Below are 25,487 nucleotides of genomic sequence, written 5' to 3' on the forward strand. Positions count from 1 at the left end.
CGATCAGGTCGGTTGCTTCGGCAAACGCTGATCAATCATCTGATACAACGCACTACTCTCAGGCCAATTTCGCATAAACCGCGCACGGTCCCTGGCATACGCCGGGGCGAAGCTGGCGGCAGAGCTGTGTTGGCACATCGCGTCGAGGTCGATCAGCGACCAGCGATCCTTATCCCAGAACAGGTTATGGCCCTTGAAGTCGCCATGGCTGATGCGCTCGCGAATCAGCTCGGCGAACAAATGGTCCAGCGCCAGCAGTTCATCTTCCGGCGCGTCACCGTGTTCGATATAGGGCGCGAAACGCTCGATGATGTCCGGGCCCGGCAGGTATTCGGTGACCAGGTAAGCGCGGCTGCGCAGCCAGAAAAAACGCTTTTCCAGTACGGCCAGCGGCTTGGGCGTGGCGATGCCGAGGAAGGCCAGGCGATTGCCTTCGCGCCAGGAATGCCAGGCGCGGCTCGGGCGCCAGAAGCGCTTGAGCCAATGGGCGAAGCCCTTGATGTTATAGCGCTTGATCACCAGCGGCCGGCCGGCCACTTCGACCTTGGCCACACTGGCCGCACCACCGGTCTTGTACAGGTGGCCCTGATCCAGCAGCGCATCCGCCTGCGCCAGCACCGGCAGCATCGCGGACTCTTCTTCGCGACGAATCGCGCGCAAGGCAAAGGCGCCACGCACCACGCTGAACAGCGTGCAGTCGCGGCCCACCTTGTTCAAGAAGTCCTTCAGGCGCCAGGCGCTGACCTTGCGCACCTGCTTTTCCAGGGCTTCGAGGGGCAAGGCGTGCTCGCCGTTGCCCAGCAGGTAGTACACCAGTAATTCTTCGGTAAACGGCTCGAGGTTTTTCGGCAATTGGGCGAAAAATACCCCGAGGTTTTCCAGCACGCGGTTACGCGACAGTGACTTGCCGGCCTCTTCGACGCGAATACCGGCGCCATCGATCAGGTACAGCTTGCCGTCCTGACGCAGCAGGTTGTCCAGGTGCAGGTCTTCCTGCCACAGGCCCTTGGCATGCATCTGCCCGATCGCACCCAGCGCCTCGGCCAGCACGGCGGTTTGCTCGTCGGCCAGGGGCGGCAGCGCTTCGACTGCCTGCCAGGCATCAGCCAGGCTCTCGGCACCTTCGATAAACTCGAACAGCAGCCAGCCGCCCTCGCCTTCCTGCAAGCCATCGGCGAGCAATAGCGGGGTGGTCAGGCCTTGCTCGGCCAGCAGGCGAACGCCGCTGAGTTCACGCTGGAAATGCCGCGCGGCCTTGCTGCCCACCAATAATTTGGCCAGCACCGGACGCCCGCGCCATACCGCCGCGCCCACGTAGCGCTCGCCCGGCAACACCCGCAACAGGCTCAGCAGCTGCAGTTGGCCAGGGCCGGCGGCATCCGCCAGGTCGATAGTGAGGGGCAGGCGCGGCGTGCGGCCGGCGTGTTTCAACTCGGACAGACGCATCAGCGGTTCTCCTTGTGGCTACGCCGCTTCGTCAGGCGTTGCAGCCAGGCGGTGACGAGTGCGCTGCCCTCGGGCTGATCGAGGTAAGCCGCCAGCAGCTGACGCACCTGTGCGTCCGACCACTGCGGCGCACGGCGCAACAACGGTTCCAGGTCCTTGACCCGGTCCCGCCAGCCGAACAGCAGCGGGCGGGTTTTCTCCAGGTCGATCAACTGCGCGGCGTAGCCGTCACCAGTGGCCTGCAGGAAAATATGCTTGGGGTAAAAACAGCCATGCACCTGGCCGACGCTGTGCAACCGGCGCGCCAACAGGCCGCAGGCCAGAAGGATTGCGCGGTGCTGGGCGTCGCTCAGTTGCGCCCATTGTTCCAGCAACGAATCCAGGTCATTCCAGCCGTCCAGGGCACGGGTCAGCAGCATCGCGCGGTGTTCACCGGCGACTTTGCGCTCGCCGTAGAACGCCGCCTGCAGCGCCGGGATCCCGAGCTTGCGGTAACGGCTGATGTTGCGGAACTCGCGGGAAAAACTCGGCTCGCCCAAGGGCCGGTGCAAGCTGCGCGTGAGGTAGTTGCTCTGGCGCTTGAGGTAATAACCGTGGCCGTCGAGCTCCAGGCGAAACACGCTGCTCCAGCCGCCACGGCTGGTGTTCGGCTCGTCCACCGCGTCCAGTTGCTTGGCCCACAGGGCGTCGAAGGTCGCAAGGCCGTGGCGCTCCAGCAGGGCGCGATCTTCAGCCGCCAGGAAATCACTCATTCACGTCCCTCGAAAAACTTCACTACGTGGCGAATCCGCCGTTTGTCCGACTCACTCAGGTGCCGACACTGACGGTACTGCATGTAGAAGCGCAGGCGCTGGGTGGCCGACAAGTGATACTTGGCCACCTTGTCCAGGCAGGCCAGGTCCTTGGTAATGCGGTACTTGAGCCAGAAACCGCGCCAGAAATCGCCGTTGGGGCAATCGATCAGGTACAGGGTGGCCTGGTCGTCGATCAGCAGGTTGCGCCACTTCAAGTCGTTATGGGTAAAGCGATGATCGTGCATGGTGCGCGTGTATTCGGCGAGCTGGCGGCTGACCGCGCTGACCCACCTGGGATCGCGCAGGCGCGCATCCTTACGTTCGGCCAGGACCGAGAGGTCTTCTGTCCTCGGCAACTCGCGGGTGATCATCGCGCCACGATCATAGGCCAGGCCGCTGCGCTCCAGGCCCCAGGCGACCACGTCGGCAGTGGGAATGCCCCACTTGGCGAAGCGCTTGAGGTTCTGCCATTCGGACTTGACCCGCGGCTTGCCCAGGTAACGCCGCAGGCCCTTGCCGGCGCCCGTGTAGCGCTTGACGTAGTAATTGACCCCGTCACGCTCCACCCGGATTACTTCCGACAGTGGGTCGCGGGTCAGCCGCTCGCCTTGCAGGGCAAACACCGCTTCGAGACTTCCAAAATCATCCGCCAAGGCGGCGTAGGCAGGTTCCAGGTTCCAACCCGCCATCAGATCGCATCCCCGTAACGTTGCTTGCGGGCGTACAACTTGTCGGCCTTGCGTTGCATCAGGCTCAGGGACGCCGATTGCTCGGCCAGGATCTGACGCAGCGGTTGGCGGAAATAGCCCTTGAGGAAGCGCAGTTTATCGCGCCGGGTCAGGCCGATTTCCAGCGCCGAGTAGTACAGCGCGGCGAGGTCCTTGTCGCGCCAACGCATTGGCAGATGGGCGCGCATTTGCGCCCGGTGCAGGTCGATCACCGAGAGCGTGATGTTGCGTGCGTCGATCGGCTTGGACGTGTCCAGCAGGAAGTGGCACAGGTAGCAATCGCGGTGATTCACGCCGCCCCGGTGCATGTCGCCGACCATGCGCGCCAGTTCGGCCGTGAGCGCATGGCGCAGTGCAGGTGTGGGCGGTTCGGCGACCCAGTTGACGGTGAGGTCTTCAAGGCTGATGGTCGGCGCCAATTCTTCAGTGATGATGAACGAGTGCTGGTCCGCCGGGTTGCTGCCTTTTTCGCCGAAGGCCACGCCGGTCATGGTCGGTACGCCGATCTCCTGCAAGCGGTGAATGGCATCCCATTCCAGGCCGGCGCCGAGCACCGGCAGCTTGGCGGTGATCAGGTTCTTGAAGATTTCCGCCCACCCGATGCCACGGTGGATTTTCACGAAATACGGGCGGCCATCCACCTCGGTGCGCAGCGTGCGACGCGCCGCCAGTTCACGGAATACCTGGCCTTGCAGTTTCTCGACTTCGGCGAAGGCATCACGCCCGGCCCATAGCGTCTTGAACGGTTCGGCAAGAATCAACTTCATCGTTTTGGCTCCGCCAGAATCACATCCGCAGCGTGCTGCGGCATGCTGTAGAGGTCGGCCGTCTCGGCGAAGGCCAACCCATTGCGGCCCCAGGCCGCGCGCTGTGCAGAATCGGTCAACATCTGCGCCAGGTACTGGTTCAACTGAGCCTGTTCAAACGGCTCGTCCAGCACCATGCCGCTGTCGGCTTCGGCGATGTAATGGGCATAACCACACACGGCCGAGACCAGCACCGGCAACCCGGCCACCAGGGCTTCGAGCAATACGGTGCCGGTGTTTTCGTTGTACGCCGGGTGGATCAACAGGTCGGCGCCCAGCAGGAAACGCGGAATATCGCTGCGACCCTTGAGGAACTGCACGTTGTCGCCCAGCCCAAGGGTGGCGCTTTGCAGTTGGAATACTTTGGGGTCGTCCTGGCCGATTACAAACAGGCGCGTGCGTTTTTTCAGCTCAGCCGGCAACGCGGCGACGGCCTTGAGGCTACGGTCGACGCCCTTGGTCTTGAAGCCGGAACCGATTTGCACCAGCAGCAGGTCGTCAGCGCCCAGGTTGAATTCCTTGCGGAAGCCTTCACGAATCTCGGCCGCATTCGGCGGCGCGCGGCGGTCCTGGGCAATGCCCGGGGGCAACAGGTGAAAGCGCTCCAGCGGCGTGTCGTAATGCTTGATGAACAGCGGCTGCTGCACTTCGGAAATCATCAAGACTTCGGTCTTGGCGTCCTTGGCAAACACCGCGCGCTCGTACTCGGCAAAATGGCGATAGCGGCCAAAACTGCGGTACAGCGAATGGCGCAGGTTTTGCGCCTTGTCTTCAAAGCAGCCGTCGGCGGCGTAGTACACGTCGAGGCCGGGCATCTTGTTGAAGCCGATCAGGCGGTCCACCGGGCGCTTGGCCAGGTCGGCCGCCATCCAGGCGCTGAGCTTCTCGTTGCGCTTATGGTTGAAGAACGCCTTGACCGGCGCCACCAGCACTTCGAAACCCGGCGGAATGTCTCCCTCCCAGATCAGCGTGTAGACACGAATCTGATGGCCGCGCTGCTGGCACTCCAGAGCGATGCGCATGAAGTCGCGCTGCAGGCCACCGAAGGGGAAATATTTGTACAGAACAAAAGCCAGTTGCATCAGTGCAGCTCCTCAGCCAGTAACAACGTGCTCAGCCGGGTTGCCACACGCTCAGGGTTCAGGCGCGTGAAACACAGGGGCGACTCGCGCTTGATGTCGAACCGACGCAGGTCGTCGGCTGTCGGTTGATAGGTACATTGTTTTTGCAGGCACGGCGCACACGGAAAGTCGCTGGCCAGGTGAATCTGGCCCTTGCCGTAGGCGCCGGTCAGGCCGGGGTTGGTGGGGCCGAACAGGGAAATGGTCGGCACATCCAGTGCCGCCGCCAGATGCCCCAATCCGGTGTCCACCGCCACACAGGCGCGGGCGCCAGCCAATACACGGGCCACACCGGCCAGGTTCAGCTTGGGCAGCACTTCGGCGTTGTTCAGGCCTTGGGCCAAGCGCTCAGCCCGGGCCTTTTCGGCGGCGTTGCCCCAGGGCAACTTCACGTCCACGCCCAGGCGGCCCATGCGTTCAGCCAACTCGCGCCAATAGGCTTCGGGCCAATGCTTGGTGTCCCAGGTGGTGCCGTGCAGCAGCAGGACGAAGGGCTTTTTCGGCGGCAGGCCGAGGAGTTTTTCGGTGCTGAGGCCGTAGTCACCCAAGCCTTTGGGCAAGTCATAGCCGAGGGCCACGGCGAACAGTTGACGCAAACGCTCCACCGCATGCTGTCCACGGGCCACGGCCAGGCGCCGCGAATAGAAGCGCGCCGCAATCGGCTCACGGGCCGAGTGCTGGTCGAATCCGGCCACCGGAGCACGCACGTAGCGGGTCAGCCAGGCGCTTTTGAATAGGCCCTGGGCATCAATCACCAGGTCGTATTTGGTCGACTGGACTTGCTGCTTGAAGCGCCGCCACTCGCCGCTCTTGAAGGTTTGCCAGAGGTTCTTGCGCCAGCGGCGGATCGCCACCGGGATCACCTTGTCGACGGCCGGGTGCCAGGTGGGGATTTCGGCGAAGCCTTCTTCCACCACCCAGTCGAAGCGAATGCCAGGGATCGCCCGCGCCGCGTCGGTCAGTGCCGGCAAGGCATGGATCACGTCGCCCAGGGATGAGGTCTTGATTACCAGTACCCGCAACTCAGTGAACCTCGACCACGTCGCCCTGCAACCGTTGCAAGGCATCGGTTACCGGCTGCGGCAGCAATTGGCGCATGCAGTTGTAATGGCCGAAACGGCAGGTGCGATCAAAACAAGGGCTGCAATCCAGCCCCAGGCGCACCACCTCGACCTGGTCGGCCAACGGCGGGGTGAAGCCCGGCGAGGTGGAACCGTACACCGCCACCAACGGGCGATTCAGCGCAGCGGCGACGTGCATCAGGCCGGAGTCGTTGGACACCACCGAATCGGCGCAGGACAGCAGGTCGATGGCCTCGGCCAGGGACGTGTCGCCACTGAGGTTCACCGCTTCTTCGCGCAGGCCGGGGATCAGGCGCTGGCGAATGTCCTCACCTACCGGGTGATCCTTCTTCGAACCAAACAACCACACCTGCCAGCCTTCACGGATCTTGGTCTCGGCAACCTTGGCGTAGTGCTCCGACGGCCAGCGCTTGGACTCGCCAAACTCGGCGCCGGGGCACAGGGCCAACACCGGGCGATCAAGGGCCAGGCCGAATTTGGCGAGTGCCGCATCGCGGGTCACCGGGTCGATCTGCAGGCTGGGGCGCGGGTATGGCTTGGGCAACTCGGCACCCGGCGCATAGGCCAGGGCCATGAAACGTTCGATCATCAGCGGGTAGCGCGCCTTGTCCAGCGTGCGCACGTCGTTGAGCAAGACGTAGCGAAACTCGCCGCGCCAGCCGGTGCGCTTGGGAATGCCGGCAAAATACGGCACCAGCGCCGACTTCAGCGAGTTGGGCAACAGGATCGCCTGGTCGTACTGGCCCGCCAGGGATTTACCGATGCGACGGCGGGTCGCCAGTTCCAGGGCACCGTGGCCGAGCGGAAAGCTCAAGGCCTTGCGCACTTCGGGCATGCGCTCGAGGATTGGTCGGCTCCACTCAGGAGCGAGCACGTCGATCTGGCAGTCTGGGTTGCGCACGCGCAGGCTCTGGAACAGTGTCTGCGCCATCACCATGTCACCGACCCAACTGGGCCCAACGATCAGAATATTCATGTAGTTTCCACAAACGATGCGGGGAGGCTTATGCCTCCCCGCCCTAATAGTGTTTCAACCCAACCCCAGCGCCTGCCAGACTCGCATCACCTGGCGCCGTTCGTCAGCGAACTGATCACCGGGCACCGTACCGGCCTCATTCTGCAAGGCCTGGCGATGCGCGGCGGAACGGTAGGCCTTATACACCTCACGCAGCAGATGGGCATCGGCGGCGGGCATCAAACCCACCTGCTCCAGGCCTTCCAGAATGCGGATATTGTCGGTATAGCGCAGCAACGATGGATGTTGCGCAGACCACGCCAAAGCCGCGTATTGCACCATAAATTCAATATCGACGATACCTCCGGCGTCCTGCTTGAGGTCGAACAGCACCGTGGCGTCGAAGGCATTGGCACCGGTGCCGGCCGCCGTGGCCTTGGTACCCAGGTTGTCACGCATCTTGGCGCGCATCTCGCTGACCTCCTGGCGCAACTTCGCCAAGTCGCGCTCACGCCCCAACACTTTAGCCCGTACCTGCTCGAATGCGTGGCCCACATCCTGGCTGCCCACCAGCACCCGCGCGCGGATCAGGGCCTGATGTTCCCAGGTCCATGCTTCACTTTGTTGATAGCGGTCAAACGCCCCGAGGGAACTGACCAATAACCCGGATGCGCCGGAAGGTCGCAGGCGCATGTCCACTTCATACAACTGGCCGGAGTTGGTCTGGGTGGTCAGCAGGTGAATGATCCGCTGGCCCAGGCGCGTGAAGAACTGCGCGCCGTCGATCGGCTTGGCACCGTCGGTCTCGGCCTGCGGATCGCCATCGTGGATAAACACCAGATCCAGATCAGAACCATGCCCCAATTCGATGCCGCCGACTTTCCCATAACCGACAATGATGAACCCAGGATCGCACAGGGTACCGTCCAACCGCTGCGGCGAACCGTGCCGGGCGACCGTCTGGCGCCAGGCCAGGGCCAGCACTTGTTCGAGGATGGCTTCGGCGAGCCAGGTCAGGTAGTCGCTGACTTTCATCAACGGCAGGCTGCCGGCGATTTCCGAAGCGGCCACGCGCAGGCGGTGGGCCAGTTTGAAGTGCCGCAGGGCTTCCATCTGCTGCTCCAGGTCATCCTCGGGGATGCGCGTGAGGCGTTCGCGCAACTCGGCGGCGAGTTCCGGCGCCAGCGGTGGCTTGAACAGGCGGCCTTCGTTGAGCAATTCATCCAGCAGCAGCGGGAAGCGCGTGATCTGCTCGGCGATCCACGGGCTGGCGGCGCACAGGGTCAGCAGGCGGCGCAGGGCGTCGGGATTCTCCGTCAGCAGCACCAGATAGGCCGAACGGCGGGCGACAGCTTCCACCAACGGCAGTACGCGCTCCAGCACCAGGTCCGGGTTGGCGTGCTCGACGGCCTGGGCCAGCAGGCGTGGGATAAACGCATCCAGGCGTTCGCGCCCCAAGCGTTGCATGGCGCGCAGTTGCGGGCTGTTGCGCAGACTGGCCAGGGCTTTAAGGGCCTTGGTGGCGTCAGTGAAGCCGCCTTCAGCCAATTGGCGGCAGGCGGCCTCTTCGTCCTGGGACTCTTCCCACAGCGGCAACCATTCCCCACCTACGACCAACTCGCTTTCCGCACCTTCTTCCTCATCGGGATCCGCAATCACCTGGCGGAAGTGCCAGTCCACGCGGCCACGCCAGTACATCAGGCGCTCATGGAACGCCGTCCAGTCGGCAAAGCCGAGCATAAAGGCAATGCGCGCCTGGTCTTCAGGGCTGTCCGGCAGCATTTGGGTCTGGCGGTCGGCAATCGCCTGGATCGCATGTTCGGTGTAACGCAGGAATTCATAGCCATTGCGCAACTCGGCGATCACCGCCGGCGGCAGGTAACCCTGGCCTTCCAGGGTGCCGAGCACCTTGAGCAGCGGCCGTTGCTGCAGGCTAAGGTCGCGGCCGCCATGGATCAGCTGGAATGCCTGGGCGATAAATTCCACTTCGCGGATGCCGCCCGAGCCCAGCTTGATATTGTCGGCCATGCCTTTGCGCCGCACTTCCTGCTGGATCAGCTGCTTCATGGTGCGCAGCGCTTCGATGGCGGAAAAGTCCAGGTAGCGGCGGTACACGAACGGTCGCAGCATATCGAGCAACTGCGCACCGGCAACCTGGTCACCGGCGACCACGCGCGCCTTGATCATGGCGTAGCGTTCCCAGTCGCGGCCCTGGTCCTGGTAGTACTGTTCCAGCGCATTGAAGCTGAGCACCAGGGCACCGGCAGAACCGTAGGGGCGCAGGCGCATGTCGACACGGAACACAAAGCCGTCGACGGTCATCGGGTCGAGGGCCTTGATCAATTTTTGACCCAGGCGAATAAAGAACTCCTGATTATCCAGGGAGCGCTTCACGCCCACTGTTTCGCCGCCCTCGGGGTAGGCGAAGATCAGGTCGATATCCGACGACAGGTTAAGCTCCACCGCACCGAGCTTGCCCATGCCGAGGATGACCATGTGCTGCGGCTCGCCGCTGCGCCGCCCGGTCGGTGTGCCGAACTGCACACAGTGGCGCTGGTACAGCCATTGATAGGCCTGGTCGATACTGGCGTCGGCCATGTCGGAGAGGTCGCGACAGGTGTGCACCAGGTCGGCCTGGCGGGTCAGGTCGCGCCAGATGATGCGCACTTGCTGGCGCGTACGCTGGCGACGCAGTACGCGGCCCAGCTCATCTTCTGTTTCGGCCTGTTGCACGGCCCCGGCAATCTGCCCGCACAGCTCACCCGGCGCAAAGCCGCGGTCCAGCTCGCCCCAGGCAGCCAACTCGAGCAACATCAAAGGGTCACGAACACTCTGTTCAATGACGAAATCACTGGCGGCGCACACCCGGGCGAAGTCGTCCCACCGTTGCGGCGTCCACGCAGAAAGGCCATGATCGGCGTCCAGCGCGGCCACGGCGTCACGAAATGACTGCTCGGCCCGCTGGGCTTTTGGCAACAGAATGGCCGGCAGTTCGGTCAGCGTTGGAAGGCTCATGGTCTATCCTTGGTCGGCGCGTAAATGGCTTGCTGCTGTGAAGGCGAGCACCGCGCTTGATGAAGGACTGTCGAACAAAGGTGATAAATAGCTGAAAATATGTAATTTTTGGCAGGCAACATTAAACTTCTACCTTTTCTTGTTCGCAAAAGATCAACAATAACGATTATGCTCACCAGCTAGACCGAGCAATCCGCTCAGTCTTGTGTAGTTTTACTACTCGTATATACATTCGAAAGGCTGAAATGGCCGACGATTTGTAGTAAAACTACAGGACGCCGAAGCAACCTTCGGCCATCCAAGAATTTATGTCGTCTGCCCACAAGGCCAGTCGCAAACTTCAGGCAACCGATTCTGGTAGCCTTTCCGCCCTGGAGCAAGCCATGCAAGACCTCGATCCCGTCGAAACCCAGGAATGGCTGGACGCCCTGGAATCGGTTCTCGACAAAGAAGGCGAAGACCGTGCTCACTACCTGATGACCCGTATGGGCGAACTCGCGACCCGCAGCGGCTCGCAACTGCCCTACGCCATCACCACGCCATACCGCAACACCATCCCCGTTACCCACGAAGCACGCATGCCTGGCGACCTGTTCATGGAACGCCGCATTCGCTCGCTGGTACGTTGGAACGCCATGGCGATGGTAATGCGCACGAACTTGAAAGATTCTGACCTGGGCGGTCACATCTCCAGCTTCGCTTCCAGTGCAACCCTGTATGACATCGGCTTCAACTACTTCTTCCAGGCCCCGACCGAAGAACACGGCGGCGACCTGATCTACTTCCAGGGCCACACCTCGCCAGGCGTCTACGCCCGTGCGTTCATGGAAGGTCGCATCAGCGAAGAGCAAATGAACAACTTCCGCCAGGAAGTCGACGGTCAGGGCCTGTCGTCCTACCCGCACCCTTGGCTGATGCCTGACTTCTGGCAGTTCCCGACTGTATCCATGGGCCTGGGCCCGATTCAGGCGATCTACCAGGCACGTTTCATGAAGTACCTGGAAGCCCGTGGCTTCATCCCGGAAGGCAAGCAGAAAGTCTGGTGCTTCCTGGGCGACGGCGAGTGCGACGAGCCGGAATCCCTGGGTGCCATCTCCCTGGCCGGCCGCGAGAAGCTGGACAACCTGATCTTCGTCATCAACTGCAACCTGCAGCGCCTCGACGGCCCGGTTCGCGGCAACGGCAAGATCATCCAGGAACTCGAAGGCGTGTTCCGCGGTGCCCAGTGGAACGTGACCAAGGTCATCTGGGGCCGTTTCTGGGACCCACTGCTGGCCAAGGACGTCGACGGCATCCTGCAACGTCGCATGGACGAAGTCATCGACGGCGAGTACCAGAACTACAAGGCCAAAGACGGCGCGTTCGTGCGTGAACACTTCTTCAACACGCCTGAACTCAAGGCCATGGTTGCCGACCTGTCCGACGACGAGATCTGGAAGCTCAACCGTGGCGGCCACGACCCGTACAAGGTCTATGCGGCGTACCACGAAGCGGTCAACCACAAAGAACAACCGACTGTCATCCTGGCCAAGACCATCAAGGGTTATGGCACCGGTGCCGGCGAAGCGAAGAACACCGCGCACAACACCAAGAAAGTCGATGTCGACAGCCTGAAGCTGTTCCGCGACCGCTTCGACATCCCGGTCAAGGACGAAGAGCTGGAGAACCTGCCGTTCTTCAAGCCGGAGCCGAACAGCGCCGAAGCCCGCTACCTGAGCGAACGTCGTACCGCACTGGGCGGTTTCGTGCCACAGCGCCGCGCCAAGAGCTTCAACGTCCCGACACCACCGCTGGATACCCTCAAGGCGATCCTGGACGGCTCGGGCGACCGTGAAATCTCCACCACCATGGCCTTCGTGCGGATCCTCGCGCAGCTGGTCAAGGACAAGGAAATCGGTTCGCGTATCGTGCCGATCATCCCGGACGAAGCCCGTACCTTCGGTATGGAAGGCATGTTCCGTCAGTTGGGCATCTACTCCTCCGTCGGCCAGCTCTACGAGCCAGTCGATAAAGACCAGGTGATGTTCTACAAGGAAGACAAGAAGGGCCAGATCCTCGAAGAAGGCATCAACGAAGCGGGCGCCATGAGCTCCTTCATCGCTGCCGGTACTTCGTACTCCAGCCACAACCAGCCGATGCTGCCGTTCTACATCTTCTACTCGATGTTTGGTTTCCAGCGTATCGGCGACCTGGCTTGGGCAGCAGGCGACAGCCGTACCCGTGGTTTCCTGATCGGCGGTACCGCCGGCCGTACCACACTGAACGGCGAAGGCCTGCAACACGAAGACGGTCACAGCCACATCCTGGCTGCCACCATCCCGAACTGCCGCACCTTTGATCCAACCTACGGCTATGAGCTGGCGGTGATCATCCAGGACGGCATGAAGAAGATGACCGAAGAGCAGCAGGACGTTTTCTACTACATCACCGTGATGAACGAGTCCTACCAGCAGCCCGCCATGCCGGCCGGTGTTGAGGAAGGCATCATCAAGGGCATGTACCTGCTCGAAGAAGACACCAAGGAAGCGGCGCACCACGTGCAGCTGATGGGCTCCGGCACCATCCTGCGCGAAGTCCGTGAAGCGGCGAAGATCCTGCGTGACGAGTTCAACGTCGGCGCCGATGTGTGGAGCGTTACCAGCTTCAACGAACTGCGTCGCGATGGCCTGGCCGTAGAGCGCAACAACCGCCTGCACCCGGGTCAGAAGCCTGCGCAGAGCTATGTCGAAGAGTGCCTGGCCGGCCGTAAAGGCCCGGTCATTGCCTCTACCGACTACATGAAACTGTTTGCTGAACAAATTCGCCAGTGGGTCCCGTCCAAGGAATTCAAAGTCCTGGGCACCGACGGTTTCGGCCGCAGTGACAGCCGCAAGAAGCTGCGTCACTTCTTCGAAGTCGACCGTCACTTCGTGGTGTTGGCAGCCCTGGAAGCCTTGGCTGACCGTGGTGAGATCGAACCCAAGGTGGTAGCTGACGCTATCGTCAAGTTCGGGATCAACCCGGAAAAACGCAACCCACTGGACTGCTGAGGAGACTTTTTGTGAGCGAACTCATTCGCGTACCTGACATCGGCAGCGGTGAAGGTGAAGTAATCGAGCTGTTTGTGAAGGTCGGCGACACCGTCGAAGCCGACCAGAGCATTCTGACCCTGGAATCGGACAAGGCGAGCATGGAAATCCCTGCTCCCAAGGCTGGCGTGGTCAAGAGCCTGAAAGTGAAGCTGGGCGACCGCCTGAAAGAAGGCGACGAACTGCTGGAACTGGAAATCGAAGGTGCCGCTGATGCGGCTCCTGCTGCCGCTGCTGCACCGGCGCCTGCCGCGGAAAAACCTGCCGCTGCTGCCGAGGCTCCTGCAGCCCCGGCTGCTGCTCCAGCCGCAGCGACTGTCCAGGACATTCATGTTCCGGACATCGGCTCGTCGGGCAAGGCCAAGATCATCGAGCTGCTGGTCAAGGTCGGCGACACTGTCGAAGCCGACCAGTCGCTGATCACCCTGGAGTCCGACAAGGCCTCCATGGAAATCCCTTCGCCGGCTGCCGGCGTTGTGGAAAGCATCGCGGTCAAGCTGGAAGACGAAGTCGGCACTGGCGACTTCATCCTCAAGCTGAAAGTACAAGGCTCTGCGCCTGCCGCTGCTCCAGCACCGGCTGCTGCTCCGGCCGCCAAGGCTGAAGCGGCTCCGGCTCCGGCTGCTGCCCCTGCGCCCGCTGCAAAAGCCGAGGCCGCACCGGCCCCTGCTGCTGCCGCACCTGCGCCAAGCGGTGCCAAGGTTCATGCCGGCCCTGCCGTGCGTCAACTGGCCCGTGAGTTCGGCGTTGAGCTCAATGCTGTGTCAGCCACTGGCCCTCACGGTCGCGTGCTGAAGGAAGACGTGCAGGTCTACGTCAAGACCATGATGCAGAAAGCCAAGGAAGCGCCGGCTGCCGGTGGCGCTACCGGTGGTTCGGGCATTCCGCCGATCCGTACCGTGGACTTCAGCCGCTTCGGCGAAATCGAAGAAGTGCCGATGACCCGCCTGATGCAAATCGGCGCGGCCGGCCTGCACGCGAGCTGGCTGAACATCCCGCACGTGACCCAGTTCGACCAGGCCGACATCACCGATCTGGAAGCTTTCCGCGTTGCGCAGAAAGCCGTGGCCGAAAAGGCCGGCGTGAAACTGACTGTGCTGCCACTGCTGCTCAAAGCGTGCGCGCACCTGCTCAAGGAACTGCCGGACTTCAACGCCTCGCTGGCACCAAGCGGCAAGGCGATCATCCGCAAGAAGTACGTGCACATCGGTTTTGCGGTCGACACCCCGGATGGCCTGCTGGTGCCGGTCATCAAGAACGTTGACCAGAAGAGCCTGCTGCAACTCGCTGCCGAAGCCGCTGCACTGGCTGCCAAGGCCCGCGACAAGAAGCTCACCCCGGACGACATGCAGGGCGCATGCTTCACCATCTCCAGCCTCGGTCACATTGGCGGCACTGGCTTCACGCCAATCGTCAACGCGCCGGAAGTGGCGATCCTGGGTGTGTCCAAGGCCACCATCCAGCCAGTCTGGGACGGTAAAGCGTTCCAGCCGAAGCTGATGCTGCCACTGTCTTTGTCCTACGATCACCGTGTGATCAACGGCGCGGCCGCTGCACGCTTTACCCAGCGCCTGAGCCAGTTGCTGAACGACATCCGCACCATCCTGCTGTAAGCCACAGCGGCCTCCCTTTCATCGGGGAGGCCTGGTTGCACCGATTTCCGAGCGCCACGCTCGTACCTCAACCCCGTCAATTTGGCGGGGCTTTTTTTGCTTTTCTTTACAGACAGAACAGGGTTGTACACCTTCTGTCATCCTGACTGAAGAATTCCCCCGCCCGGCCGATAACCCCCTTATAGCACTTAGCCTTCATCCTCTCTTGTCAGCCCGCGCCGCATGATGCAACCTTGCCGCAGGCAACAGTAAAGAGGGCGTGAGCCCGGCGCCGTACGCGTTATTTGAAGTGAGTCCCCCCCCATGAAAAGCCAACCCGATGTCGCCCGTATGGCGGCCGAGGTAGTGACGCAGTTACCGGTGCCTTCGCGCCTCGGTATGCTGCGTTTCGAGCGGCTTAATGAGGCAAGCTGGGCCCTTCTGTACCTCGACCCTAACTGCGAGCGCCAATTCGGCCTGTCGGCGGTCGAGCTGTGTGCACTGCTCGGCACCCCCTTCGCCAGCCTGATGGAGCCTCAGGCACGCTATCAACTGCACGACACCATCCAACAGCAACTGAGCGAGAGCCCTCACTACCTGGTGCGCTATACCCTGCACACCAACGATGGCCCCCTGAGCCTGCTGGAAATGGGCGAAGCCTACAAACAGCACAATCGCCACCTGCTGCGCGGCTACCTTATGGTTGTAGACGGGCTGTTCAGTGAAATCCCCCCACCCGCCCCCACGGCGGACCTGGAGAGCCAGAACAGCCGCCTGCAGATCGCCCTGGAGCTCAACCAGCGCGCCCAGCAGGAACAGCTGCAGCACCTGGAGCGGGTGCGTGCCCAGCAGGAGTTGATCCTGTTGCTGGCCCGCCAGCGCTACACCGTCAACAATTCGCTGCAGGAAGCCGCAGAGCTGATCACCCGCAGCGCCTGTGACATCTACCAGATCGACTGCGCCAGCATCTGGAACCTCGAAGGCCAGCGCCTGGTGCCGATCTCGGCCTACCACCGCGACGACCAACGGCACCACCTGCCTGAGCCGATCGACGCAAGCTGCTTCCCGGACTATCTGGAAGCCCTGCACACCAGCCGCGCCATCGACGCCACCAACGCGATGCGCGACCCCCGCACCCGTGAAATGGTCGAAAACCTGCGCGCCAGGGACGTCCACGCGATGCTCGATGCGAGTATCCGTGTCGATGGCCAGGTGGTCGGCGTGCTGTGCCTGGAACAGGGCGGCAGCCCGCGTGCCTGGCAGGCCGATGAAATTGCCTTTGCCGGCGAGCTGGCCGACCAATTCGCGCAAGTGATCAACAACCACAACCGCCGTACCGCCACCAGCGCCCTGCACCTGTTCCAGCGCGCGGTGGAGCAAAGCGCCAATGCCTTTCTGCTGGTCAACTGCGACGGCGTGGTGGAGTACGTCAACCCAAGCTTTACCGCGATCACCCAATACAGCGCCGAAGAAGTCCACGGCCACCGCCTGGCACATTTGCCGGCACTGGAAAACCTCAGCGAATTGCTGTTCGACGCACCATCGAGCCTGGCCCAGAGCAACAGCTGGCAGGGCGAGTTCAAGAGCCGACGCAAAAACCTCGAACCCTACTGGGGCCAACTGTCGATCTCCAAGGTCTACGGCGATAACCGTGAACTGACCCACTACATCGGCATCTACGAAGACATCACCCAGACCAAACTGGCCCAGCAGCGCATTGAGCGCCTGGCCTATACCGACAACCTGACCAACCTGGGCAACCGTCCGGCGTTTATCCGTAACCTCGACGAGCGCTTTGCCCGCGACAGCGACAGCCCGATCAGCCTGTTGCTGGTGGACATCGACAACTTCAAGCGCATCAACGACAGCCTTGGCCACCAGACCGGCGACAAGCTGCTGATCAGCCTGGCCCGTCGCCTGCGCAACAGCCTGAGTACCGGCGGCAGCCTGGCGCGCTTTGCCAGTAACGAATTTGCGGTGCTGCTGGACGACACTGACCTGGAAAGCGGCCAGCAGGTCGCCAGCCAGCTGCTGGCGACGCTCGACAAACCGATGTTCGTCGACAACCAATTGATCAGCGTCACCGGCTCCGTAGGCCTGGCCTGTGCACCGCTGCACGGCCGCGACCCGCAGACCCTGATGCGCAACGCCGGCCTGGCCCTGCACAAAGCCAAGGCCAACGGCAAACACCAGGTACAGGTGTTCACCGAAGCCTTGAACGCCGAGGCCAGCTACAAGCTGTTCGTAGAGAACAACCTGCGTCGTGCCCTGACCCAGAACGAACTGGACGTGTTCTACCAGCCCAAGCTGTGCCTGCGCAGCGGCCGTTTACTGGGCATGGAAGCGCTGCTGCGCTGGAACCATCCGGAAAAAGGCATGATCCGCCCCGATCAGTTCATCAGCGTCGCCGAAGAAACCGGCTTGATCATCCCGATCGGCAAATGGATCGCGCGCCAGGCCTGCCGCATGAGCAGGCAACTGAGCGCCGCTGGCATGGGCAATTTGCAGGTAGCAATCAACCTGTCGCCCAAACAGTTTTCCGACCCGGACCTGGTCGCCTCGATTGCCACGATCCTCAAGGAAGAACAGCTGCCGGCCAACCTGCTGGAGCTGGAGCTGACCGAAGGCCTGCTGCTGGAAGCGACCGAAGACACGCGCCTGCAACTGGACCAGCTGAAGAGCTTCGGCCTGACCCTGGCCATGGACGACTTCGGCACCGGTTACTCGTCGCTGAGTTATCTGAAAAAATTCCCCATCGACATCATCAAGATCGACCGCAGCTTTATCCACGAAATCCCGGACAACCAGGACGACATGGAAATCACCTCAGCCGTGATCGCCATGGCCCACAACCTCAAGCTCAAGGTGGTGGCCGAAGGCATCGAGACCGCCGAGCAACTGGCGTTCCTGCGTCGGCACCGTTGCGACGTTGGCCAGGGCTACCTGTTCGACCGGCCGATCCCCGGTGCAGAGCTGCTCGAGAAGCTTAGACGCTACCCGCGCGGGCCAATCGCCTGACAGCGCTGTAACACTCGGGCACACTGGCTGTCTGAAATTTACCGCTAACTCAACCTGACGAGAGGACTGCTCATGGTCTTGCGCTCGGAAATTCTGGTGAACAAAAACGTGCTGCCTACTCAAGAACAAGCGTTGCCTGGTCGTGAAACCCCAATGAACCTGCCGGAGACGCACTTCGTCAACGGCAACCCGCTGCTGGGCCCGTTCGTCGACGACGTTGGCTTCGCGATCTTCGGCCTGGGTTGTTTCTGGGGCGCCGAACGCAAGTTCTGGCAGCGCGATGGCGTGGTCAGCACCGTGGTCGGCTACGCCGGCGGTTTCACGCCGAACCCGACTTATGAAGAAGTCTGCTCGGGCCTGACCGGCCACAGCGAAGTGGTGCTGGTGGTCTATGACCAGGCCAAGGTGAAATACGAAGACCTGCTGAAGATGTTCTGGGAGCTGCACAACCCGACCCAAGGCATGCGTCAGGGTAACGACATCGGCACCCAGTACCGCTCGGTGATCTATGCGACCACGCCTGAGCAATTGTCGGCGGCGCAGGCCAGTGCCAATGCCTATCAAGCCGAATTGTCCAAAGCCGGCCTGGGCACCATCACCACCGAAATCGAAGAAGCGCCAACGGTGTACTTCGCCGAGGCTTATCACCAGCAGTACCTGGCGAAGAACCCGCAGGGCTACTGTGGGATCGGCGGTACCGGTGTGACCTGCCCGATCTAAAACCGACGCGAATCAAAATGTGGGAGGGGCGCACCGCCCCTCCCACATTGGGTTGGCGCCAGACTTGGTTACTCGGCAATAAGCCAATCCATCTGCCACCCACCCTGGGTCTGGCCAAGCTTCCTGGACAGCCACGGCAACAGCTCACGCAACTCCTCTTCCAGGCCCCACGGCGGGTTGGCAATCGCCAGGCCCGAGCCGGTCAGGGTGTTGGGCGTGTCCAGCGGATGCACCAGCAACTCAACCCGCAGCAACTTCGGCGCGCCAGTGCCGGCCAGGTCCTGGTAGAAGCGACGCAGCATGCGCTGGTCCTTCACCGGGTACCAGATCGCCGCGACGGTCTGGCGCATACGGCTGACGGCTTCCTTGAGGGACGCGGCGCAGCGCTGCATTTCGTCGAGCTTTTCAAACGGTGGGTCGATCAGCATCAACGCACGTTTTTCCGGCACCGGTAACAGCGCGCGCGGCACATGCCAGCCTTCGCCCAAGTGCACCTTGACCCGACGATCACCCTTCATGTTGTCCTTGAGCAGCACGCCGTCTTCCGGGTGTTTTTCATTGAGCAATACGCGGTCCTGGGGACGCGTGAGGCGGCGCGCAAGCTCCGGCGAGCCTGGGTAGTAGCGCAACTGGCCATCGGGGTTCATCTCATGCAGCACGCGCATGTAGTCGTCAGTCAGCGGCGGCAGATCGTCGGTGCCCCACAAGCGCGCGATACCTTCCAGGTACTCACCCGTGCGGTTGGCCTGGTCACCTTGCAGGTCGTACAGACCAATCCCGGCGTGGGTGTCGAGGTAGGCGAACGGCTGCTCCTTGCGCGACATCAGGGCGATGAGGCGGGTCAAGGTCAGGTGTTTGAAGACATCGGCGTGGTTGCCGGCGTGAAAGGCGTGACGATAATTCATGGTTGCTCCTGCGCAGGGGGCGAAGTTTACCTTCTACGGGCGAAAAGGTGCAGGGCCGCATGCCGGGCGGTGCTTATGTCGCAAACGCAGGCGGCCAGTTGAAAAAAATCTAAATGCCGCCGCCAAGGTGGATTTATTGTGGCCTTCCACCACTCCAGGGAGGTCAATAACAATCATGAAAGACGCCACCATCGCGCTGCACCACGGCTTCAAGTCGGACCCGACTACCAAGGCCGTCGCCGTACCGATCTACCAGAACGTCGCCTTCGAATTCGATAACGCTCAACACGGCGCCGACCTGTTCAACCTGGACGTGCCCGGCAATATCTACACGCGCATCATGAACCCCACCAACGATGTGCTGGAGCAGCGCATCGCCGCCCTTGAAGGCGGTATCGCGGCCCTGGCCGTCTCGGCCGGCAGCGCGGCGATCCACTATGCCATCCAGACGTTGACCCGGGCGGGCGACAATATCGTCACCACACCGCAACTCTACGGCGGCACCTACACGCTGTTCGCCCACCTGCTGCCGAGCTTTGGCGTGGATGTGCGTTTCGCCCGCGATGACTCCGCCGCAGCCATCGCCGAACTGATCGACGACAACACCAAGCTGGTGTACTGCGAAAGCATCGGCAACCCGGCGGGCAATATCATCGACATCGAGGCCCTGGCCGACGTTGCCCATGCCCGTGGCGTGCCGCTGGTGGTGGACAACACCGTGGCCACGCCGATCCTGTGCAAACCGATCCACTTCGGCGCCGACATCGTGGTGCACTCGGTGACCAAATACGTCGGCGGCCATGGCAACTCCCTGGGCGGTGTAATTGTCGACAGCGGGACGTTCCCGTGGACGAAATACGCGCATAAATTCCCCGGCCTCAACCAGCCCGAGCCGGCCTATCACGGCGTGGTCTATACCGAAAAATTCGGCCCCGCCGCCTTCATCGCCCGTGCCCGTACCGTGCCACTGCGCAACACCGGCGCGGCGTTGGCACCGATGAATGCCTTCCTGTTGCTGCAAGGCCTGGAAACCCTGGCCTTGCGCATGGAGCGCCACACCGAAAACGCCCTGAAAATCGCACAGTTCCTGCAAGGCCATGCCGAGGTGGAGTGGGTCAGCTACGCCGGCCTGCCGGACCACCCGCACCACGCATTGGCGCAGAAATACATGCAGGGCAAACCGTCGGCGATCCTGTCCTTCGGCTTGAAGGGCGGCTTTGATGCCGGTGTGCGCTTCTACGACGCGCTGCAAATCTTCAAGCGCCTGGTCAACATCGGCGACGCCAAGTCCCTGGCCTGCCACCCGGCCTCCACCACTCACCGGCAGATGAACGAGCAGGAACAGGCCAAGGCCGGTGTAAAGCCGGAGATGATTCGCCTGTCGGTGGGTATCGAAGCGATTGAAGACCTGATCGACGACCTGCAACAGGCACTGGCCTCAACTCAACTCTGAGTCCAGGTAGCCAGCCAGCGCTTCAGGGCTGATATCCGCGCTGCGTACGAAGTAGGCGACCTTGTGCTGCAAGGTCGCCGGCGTAAAGGCGGCATACAGGTCGGGGCGCTGCTCTTCAAGCCACTGCAGCAGGTTGTCGATCAGGGTCTGTGGTGATTGCGCGGCCAAGTGCTCCAATAGCGATTCGGGCACTCGCCACCAAGGACTGGCTTTGGCCGCCGAGACTGGCGGCGTCGCAACGCTCAGCGGCTGGCCGTTGATCAGATACCGTTGGAACACCGGCAACACCGCGCCGATTTCATCACCCAGCTTCTGCACAATCGGCAGAAACTGAGCGCCATCCCAGAAGCGCAGGAACACGCTCCGCTCATCGGGAAGCAGTATTTTGGTCAGGCTTTGCAGGTGAGCAACTACGACTTCCAACGGGCTGGACGATACCGCCAGCCAACCCCAATCCGAGGCGTCAGTGGTTGCGATCCAATCGAGGAAGGCACTGTCGGGTTCGACAACCCCTGCGTAGGGCATCACCTCATCCCACCCGGCATAGGCCGTGCCTGCCCAGAGCGCTTGAGGCGACATCCCGATGGCCGAGACTTGCCACGCAGCCAGCGGCTTCGCGTCACTGGCACGGCCAAGGACCACGTAAAGCCGCTCATTGGGGAGTAGAGGGCATTGTGCTAGCCAGTCATTGGGGGTCAAGGGCTGGGACATCAGGGTAAATTCCTTTTAAGGTTGAATGGAACGGGAGACCGCACTGCCCATCACTGCAGCGTTGGCACTCTTCACAAAATGGCGCGTTCCGTTTCAGGCTGACGACCTGTATCCGGCTCAGCGGTGCGGGCATAACCGCCAGCAACGCCGCTTTCACCCCAGGCATCAAGGGTGACGCCGCCGGAGCAGGCGCGCCTCCCAGTTGAATGGGCGTGCTGCTGAAAATCCCCTCTGCCGACAGCGTGATCGACTGCCCACCGGCCTGGATTGTCACGGTCGCACCCGCGTCTATAACGACGCTCTGCCCGGCGCCAATCTGGATGGTCCGCCCCGCGCGCATCTGCTGCGATCCGCCAACCACCAGATGGTCGTCCTGCTTGAGTTCCGTCAAACGGTTGCCATGGGTGATGCGCTGCTCTTCGCCTTGCAATTCATGGTGCGACTCACCGCCCACCCTGATGCGGCGCTGATTGTCGATCTGCACCTGCTGGTCATGCAGCACATGCTGGGTCCAATCCCGCTGGGCGCGCAGGTAGATCTCCTCGGCGCCCTTGCGGTCTTCGATGCGCAGTTCGTTGTAGCCACCACCACCGGGGCTGCTCTGGCTACGGAAGATGCTGCGGGTCTTGTCTGCCGGCAGATCGAGGGGAACCCGCGTCGCCGCGTTCGGCAGGCAGCCCATCACCAGCGGCATGTCCATATCCCCGTTGACGAACCCCACCAGTACTTCCATACCCACTCGCGGGATAAGCACCGAGCCATAGCGGTCATGGGCCCAACCGCTGGCCACCCGCAGCCAGCAGCTGGAATGATCGTCATGCTCCCCAGCGCTATCCCAGGCCAACTGCACCTTGACCCGACCGTATTCGTCGCAGTGGATTTCACTGTCGACGGGGCCGGTAACCACCGCGTTTTGATAACCCGACAACGCCGGCCGCGACTGCTCAGGCAAGGGCGGGCGGAAGATCACGTCCCACGGAGTCACCACACATTCATTGCGATACCCCTGAAGAAAATCTCCACCGCCAACCTCGGTGACAGCCTCCTCCAAAACCTGAGGCTGCCTGCCTTCGTGGGTAACTTGCGTCACCAGCCACAAGTCATTCCATTCGTCCCGCGGATGCCCGGTCAATTTGAGGAACCGACCGCTGGTCACTGCGGGGTCATCACCGTTACCACGGGCTATTCGATAGTCGCTACGGTGCCGTTCCAAGCCACGTTGCGCGAGGTATTTGCCGTAGGGGCGATCGGAAAAATGACCGGGGTAGGCCTGCTCCTCAAACCGTGGAAGCTGTTCACCGACCACGCCACTCTCCAGCACCAGGCTCGGCTTGAGAAAGTCGTAGTCACGCAAAGTGACCGCTGTGGTGCGGGTTTCCAACCGCAGCGCAAAGCGCTTGATGGCCGGCGTATCCGCCACCATCCCGGAGCCCGGCTTATAGGGCGTAGGTTGATCGGGCCGGGCGAAAACTGTCTGGTCATCGCCAAACACCAGTAGGTGCCCTCCGGGCAAATGCTGGAAGTGATAGTGAATCCCCTGTTCGGCACACAGCCGCTGAATAAAGGCCAGGTCGCTCTCGCCAAACTGCACGCAATACTCGCGCTCAGGATAGGCACCACTGAGGTGAAATTCGAATTGGTCGGCATGGAGCCGCTGCTCCGCCAGCACCTGCGCAATGATCTGCGGCACCGTCTTGTGCTGGAAGATCCGCTGGTGACTGCTGTGCGCGAGATAGGCCAACTGCGGCACAAGGCTGATCTGGTAACGCGTCAGCCGTCGCCCGGAGTCGCCCTGCGCCACCCGATAAACCAAGCCGTGGACGCCATGGCCGTGAGCATCAAAGCCCAGATACACCGGGCGATGCAGCAGGTTTTCCAAGTCCAGGTCGGGCTGTTCGCTGACCAGTTCAAGATCGAAACGATACGGTTGGCTGATGGCTTCGCGGCCCTGGAACTCAAACACCTTGAGTTCACTTGGCACACCGTCAAGGGTCAGGGTAAAGGCACTTTGATTGGCAGGAGCGAACATCCGGTGTTTCTCTGCGAGGGGGTGGGCGGGAGATTCTGCACCACCGTTCCACGCTGATGAGCGCGCCCCAAACAAATCAGTAAAACCCTACGCGCGAGCGTAGGAGTCCTACTCAATCAAGCTCAAATCGCACGCAAAAAAAAGGCCCGCCATCCGTAGGACGCGGGCCTTCTTTTAATTCATTGAGCGCTCAGCGCCCGGCGAATCACTTATTGAGGTTGTAGTCTTTTTCCGCCGCATCAAAGCGCTCGACCATACCGGCTGTCGGCGCGCCCAGCTTGCTCACGACGTAGATCGCCAGGCTGGCGAAGATGAAGCCTGGGATGATTTCGTACAGGCCCAGCAGTTCGAAGTGCTTCCACACGATCACGGTGATCGCGCCGACCAGGATGCCGGCCAGTGCGCCGTTGCGGGTCATGTTTTTCCAGATCACCGAGATCAGCACCACAGGGCCGAACGCAGCGCCGAAACCGGCCCAGGCGTAGCTCACCAGGCCCAGCACACGGTTGTTCGGGTTGGCAGCCATGGCGATGGCGATCAAGGCCACCAGCAGTACCATCAAGCGGCCGACCCACACCAGTTCAACCTGGGAAGCGCTTTTGCGCAGGAAGGTCTTGTAGAAGTCTTCGGTCAGGGCGCTGGAACATACCAGCAACTGGCAGCTCAGGGTGCTCATGACGGCCGCGAGGATGGCCGACAGCAGGACACCAGCAACCCATGGGTTGAACAGGATCTTGGCCAGCTCGATGAACACACGCTCAGGGTTTTCAGTCACCGGGCCTGCCACTTCCGGGTGCGCCGAGAAGTAAGCAATACCGAAGAAGCCCACCGCCACGGTGCCGCCCAGGCACAGGATCATCCAGGTCATGGAGATGCGACGCGCGTTGGCGATCGACTTCACCGAATCCGCCGCCATGAAGCGCGCGAGGATGTGCGGTTGGCCGAAGTAACCCAGGCCCCAGCCCATCAGCGAGATGATGCCGATGAAGGTGGTGTTTTTCAGCATGTTGAAGTTGTCGGGGTTCTTGGCTTCGATGGCCAGGAAGGTGGTGTCGACGCCACCGGTGGCCAGCAGCACAATGATCGGCGTGAGGATCAACGCGAAGATCATCAGCGTGGCTTGTACGGTGTCGGTCCAGCTGACTGCCAGGAAACCACCCACAAAGGTGTAGGCAATCGTCGCCGCAGCGCCGGCCCACAGCGCGGTCTCGTAGGACATGCCGAAGGTGCTTTCGAACAGGCGGGCACCGGCCACGATGCCGGAAGCGCAGTAGATGGTGAAGAACACCAGGATCACTACGGCAGAGATGATCCGCAGCAGGCCGCTTTTATCTTCGAAACGGCTGGAAAAGTAATCCGGCAGCGTCAGGGCGTCGCCGTTGTGCTCGGTCTGTACCCGCAGGCGACCGGCCACGAACAGCCAGTTGAGGTAGGCACCGACGATCAGGCCGATGGCGATCCAGCTTTCCGACAGGCCGGACATGTAGATCGCGCCCGGCAGGCCCATCAACAACCAGCCGCTCATGTCGGAAGCACCGGCTGACAAGGCAGTCACCACGCTACCAAGGCTGCGACCGCCCAGGATGTAATCGGAAAGGTTGTTGGTGGAGCGATAGGCCATGAAGCCGATCAGCACCATTGCTGCGATGTAGATCACGAACGTGATCAGGGTTGGATTACTAACGCTCATATGAGTGACGCCCTGGCTTTGTTTTTATGTAGCGGCGGTCTGTCAGAAGGCCACCTACTGGAAGTAGGTAAACGTAACTGAGTGCCGCGCATTTATGACTGACGTTTCCCCAGGAAAGCCGCCAGCCGATGAACCAGACCACACAGTCGGTTGCACCTTGGGCGCGAATGCTATTCAACAAAGCAAATAAGGTGCAACCAGTTTCTTGGGAATAAGTTGCACCCAAGTGTAAAACACGTAAAACGCCGCTTTTTTGCTCCTTTTCGGAGCAAGAACAGCCGATCTCAGAAGCAAACGCACCAAGGCAAAGCGGATTCCGTCGAAGGTCGATTTTTTTCCGATCAACTGTCGAAA

General features: G+C 61.7%; 17 protein-coding genes. 5 read left to right on the forward strand and 12 right to left on the reverse strand.

Going from position 1 to position 25,487, the window contains the following annotated elements; translation table 11 throughout:
* Positions 1-3: 3 nt before the first annotated feature.
* Genes HDC32_RS21995 through glnE form a run of 8 tightly spaced genes read right to left on the reverse strand, consistent with a single transcriptional unit; the run spans position 4 to position 9,947 of the window.
* Positions 4-1,446, reverse strand: a complete 1,443-nt coding sequence (locus HDC32_RS21995; protein ID WP_145335968.1) for a lipopolysaccharide kinase InaA family protein — start codon at positions 1,444-1,446, stop codon at positions 4-6.
* Positions 1,446-2,198 (reverse strand): lipopolysaccharide kinase InaA family protein, encoded by a 753-nt coding sequence (locus HDC32_RS22000; protein ID WP_131696815.1) that lies wholly within the window; start codon positions 2,196-2,198, stop codon positions 1,446-1,448. Before HDC32_RS22000 ends, HDC32_RS21995 begins: the two co-directional genes overlap by 1 nt.
* Positions 2,195-2,929 (reverse strand): lipopolysaccharide kinase InaA family protein, encoded by a 735-nt coding sequence (locus HDC32_RS22005; RefSeq protein ID WP_167655567.1) that lies wholly within the window; start codon positions 2,927-2,929, stop codon positions 2,195-2,197. The genes HDC32_RS22000 and HDC32_RS22005 overlap by 4 nt, the downstream gene beginning before the upstream one ends.
* The gene (gene rfaP, locus HDC32_RS22010; RefSeq protein WP_184745433.1) at positions 2,929-3,735 is read right to left on the reverse strand and encodes a lipopolysaccharide core heptose(I) kinase RfaP; all 807 of its coding nucleotides are present in this window, start codon (positions 3,733-3,735) and stop codon (positions 2,929-2,931) included. Before rfaP ends, HDC32_RS22005 begins: the two co-directional genes overlap by 1 nt.
* Positions 3,732-4,856 carry a glycosyltransferase family 4 protein gene (locus HDC32_RS22015; RefSeq protein WP_184745434.1) on the reverse strand — a complete coding sequence of 375 codons (1,125 nt, stop codon included), beginning with the start codon at positions 4,854-4,856 and terminating at the stop codon, positions 3,732-3,734. Before HDC32_RS22015 ends, rfaP begins: the two co-directional genes overlap by 4 nt.
* Positions 4,856-5,917, reverse strand: a complete 1,062-nt coding sequence (waaC, locus tag HDC32_RS22020; RefSeq protein ID WP_131696819.1) for a lipopolysaccharide heptosyltransferase I — start codon at positions 5,915-5,917, stop codon at positions 4,856-4,858. The genes HDC32_RS22015 and waaC overlap by 1 nt, the downstream gene beginning before the upstream one ends.
* A gap of 1 nt (position 5,918) precedes the next feature.
* Positions 5,919-6,953, reverse strand: a complete 1,035-nt coding sequence (waaF, locus tag HDC32_RS22025; RefSeq protein WP_145335961.1) for a lipopolysaccharide heptosyltransferase II — start codon at positions 6,951-6,953, stop codon at positions 5,919-5,921.
* Between the two features lie 54 nt (positions 6,954-7,007).
* Positions 7,008-9,947 (reverse strand): bifunctional [glutamate--ammonia ligase]-adenylyl-L-tyrosine phosphorylase/[glutamate--ammonia-ligase] adenylyltransferase, encoded by a 2,940-nt coding sequence (gene glnE / locus HDC32_RS22030; protein ID WP_184745436.1) that lies wholly within the window; start codon positions 9,945-9,947, stop codon positions 7,008-7,010.
* A gap of 383 nt (positions 9,948-10,330) precedes the next feature.
* Here glnE and aceE point away from each other — a divergent pair, with 383 nt between their 5' ends.
* From aceE to msrA, 4 genes are all read left to right on the forward strand, one after another.
* Entirely contained in the window at positions 10,331-12,976 is a 2,646-nt protein-coding gene (gene aceE / locus HDC32_RS22035) for a pyruvate dehydrogenase (acetyl-transferring), homodimeric type (protein ID WP_131696822.1), read from the forward strand.
* Between the two features lie 11 nt (positions 12,977-12,987).
* Positions 12,988-14,628 carry a dihydrolipoyllysine-residue acetyltransferase gene (gene aceF, locus HDC32_RS22040; RefSeq protein ID WP_184745438.1) on the forward strand — a complete coding sequence of 547 codons (1,641 nt, stop codon included), beginning with the start codon at positions 12,988-12,990 and terminating at the stop codon, positions 14,626-14,628.
* A 303-nt stretch (positions 14,629-14,931) separates the two neighbouring features.
* Positions 14,932-17,625, forward strand: coding sequence for a bifunctional diguanylate cyclase/phosphodiesterase (locus tag HDC32_RS22045; protein WP_131696824.1), 2,694 nt, complete (start codon positions 14,932-14,934; stop codon positions 17,623-17,625).
* 72 nt (positions 17,626-17,697) lie between these two features.
* Positions 17,698-18,345 (forward strand): peptide-methionine (S)-S-oxide reductase MsrA, encoded by a 648-nt coding sequence (msrA, locus tag HDC32_RS22050; RefSeq protein WP_184745440.1) that lies wholly within the window; start codon positions 17,698-17,700, stop codon positions 18,343-18,345.
* A gap of 68 nt (positions 18,346-18,413) precedes the next feature.
* On the opposite strand, the gene HDC32_RS22055 is transcribed toward msrA, so the two are convergent.
* Positions 18,414-19,250 carry a 23S rRNA (adenine(2030)-N(6))-methyltransferase RlmJ gene (locus HDC32_RS22055; protein WP_184745442.1) on the reverse strand — a complete coding sequence of 279 codons (837 nt, stop codon included), beginning with the start codon at positions 19,248-19,250 and terminating at the stop codon, positions 18,414-18,416.
* A gap of 175 nt (positions 19,251-19,425) precedes the next feature.
* Here HDC32_RS22055 and HDC32_RS22060 point away from each other — a divergent pair, with 175 nt between their 5' ends.
* Entirely contained in the window at positions 19,426-20,703 is a 1,278-nt protein-coding gene (locus HDC32_RS22060; protein ID WP_184745444.1) for an O-acetylhomoserine aminocarboxypropyltransferase/cysteine synthase family protein, read from the forward strand.
* On the opposite strand, the gene HDC32_RS22065 is transcribed toward HDC32_RS22060, so the two are convergent.
* From HDC32_RS22065 to putP, 3 genes are all read right to left on the reverse strand, one after another.
* Complete coding sequence (locus HDC32_RS22065) at positions 20,689-21,414, reverse strand: DUF4123 domain-containing protein (protein WP_145335951.1); 726 nt, start codon at positions 21,412-21,414, stop codon at positions 20,689-20,691. The genes HDC32_RS22060 and HDC32_RS22065 overlap by 15 nt on opposite strands.
* A complete protein-coding gene (locus HDC32_RS22070) occupies positions 21,389-23,443 on the reverse strand; it encodes a type VI secretion system tip protein VgrG (protein ID WP_184745446.1) in 2,055 nt (684 codons plus the stop codon). The genes HDC32_RS22065 and HDC32_RS22070 overlap by 26 nt, the downstream gene beginning before the upstream one ends.
* 205 nt (positions 23,444-23,648) lie before the next feature.
* Entirely contained in the window at positions 23,649-25,133 is a 1,485-nt protein-coding gene (putP, locus tag HDC32_RS22075) for a sodium/proline symporter PutP (RefSeq protein WP_131696830.1), read from the reverse strand.
* Between the last annotated feature and the right edge of the window lie 354 nt (positions 25,134-25,487).

It is taken from the genome of Pseudomonas sp. JAI120 (assembly GCF_014207255.1).
Lineage (GTDB): Bacteria > Pseudomonadota > Gammaproteobacteria > Pseudomonadales > Pseudomonadaceae > Aquipseudomonas.

Excerpts from the sequence above, each read along its gene's own strand:
- HDC32_RS21995 (WP_145335968.1), bottom strand. The coding sequence starts at position 1,446 with ATGCGTCTGTCCGAGTTGAAACACGCCGGCCGCACGCCGCGCCTGCCC.
- HDC32_RS22000 (WP_131696815.1), bottom strand. The coding sequence starts at position 2,198 with ATGAGTGATTTCCTGGCGGCTGAAGATCGCGCCCTGCTGGAGCGCCAC.
- HDC32_RS22005 (WP_167655567.1), bottom strand. The coding sequence starts at position 2,929 with ATGGCGGGTTGGAACCTGGAACCTGCCTACGCCGCCTTGGCGGATGAT.
- rfaP (WP_184745433.1), bottom strand. The coding sequence starts at position 3,735 with ATGAAGTTGATTCTTGCCGAACCGTTCAAGACGCTATGGGCCGGGCGT.
- HDC32_RS22015 (WP_184745434.1), bottom strand. The coding sequence starts at position 4,856 with ATGCAACTGGCTTTTGTTCTGTACAAATATTTCCCCTTCGGTGGCCTG.
- waaF (WP_145335961.1), bottom strand. The coding sequence starts at position 6,953 with ATGAATATTCTGATCGTTGGGCCCAGTTGGGTCGGTGACATGGTGATG.
- glnE (WP_184745436.1), bottom strand. The coding sequence starts at position 9,947 with ATGAGCCTTCCAACGCTGACCGAACTGCCGGCCATTCTGTTGCCAAAA.
- aceE (WP_131696822.1), top strand. The coding sequence starts at position 10,331 with ATGCAAGACCTCGATCCCGTCGAAACCCAGGAATGGCTGGACGCCCTG.
- HDC32_RS22045 (WP_131696824.1), top strand. The coding sequence starts at position 14,932 with ATGAAAAGCCAACCCGATGTCGCCCGTATGGCGGCCGAGGTAGTGACG.
- msrA (WP_184745440.1), top strand. The coding sequence starts at position 17,698 with ATGGTCTTGCGCTCGGAAATTCTGGTGAACAAAAACGTGCTGCCTACT.
- HDC32_RS22055 (WP_184745442.1), bottom strand. The coding sequence starts at position 19,250 with ATGAATTATCGTCACGCCTTTCACGCCGGCAACCACGCCGATGTCTTC.
- HDC32_RS22060 (WP_184745444.1), top strand. The coding sequence starts at position 19,426 with ATGAAAGACGCCACCATCGCGCTGCACCACGGCTTCAAGTCGGACCCG.
- HDC32_RS22065 (WP_145335951.1), bottom strand. The coding sequence starts at position 21,414 with ATGTCCCAGCCCTTGACCCCCAATGACTGGCTAGCACAATGCCCTCTA.
- HDC32_RS22070 (WP_184745446.1), bottom strand. The coding sequence starts at position 23,443 with ATGTTCGCTCCTGCCAATCAAAGTGCCTTTACCCTGACCCTTGACGGT.
- putP (WP_131696830.1), bottom strand. The coding sequence starts at position 25,133 with ATGAGCGTTAGTAATCCAACCCTGATCACGTTCGTGATCTACATCGCA.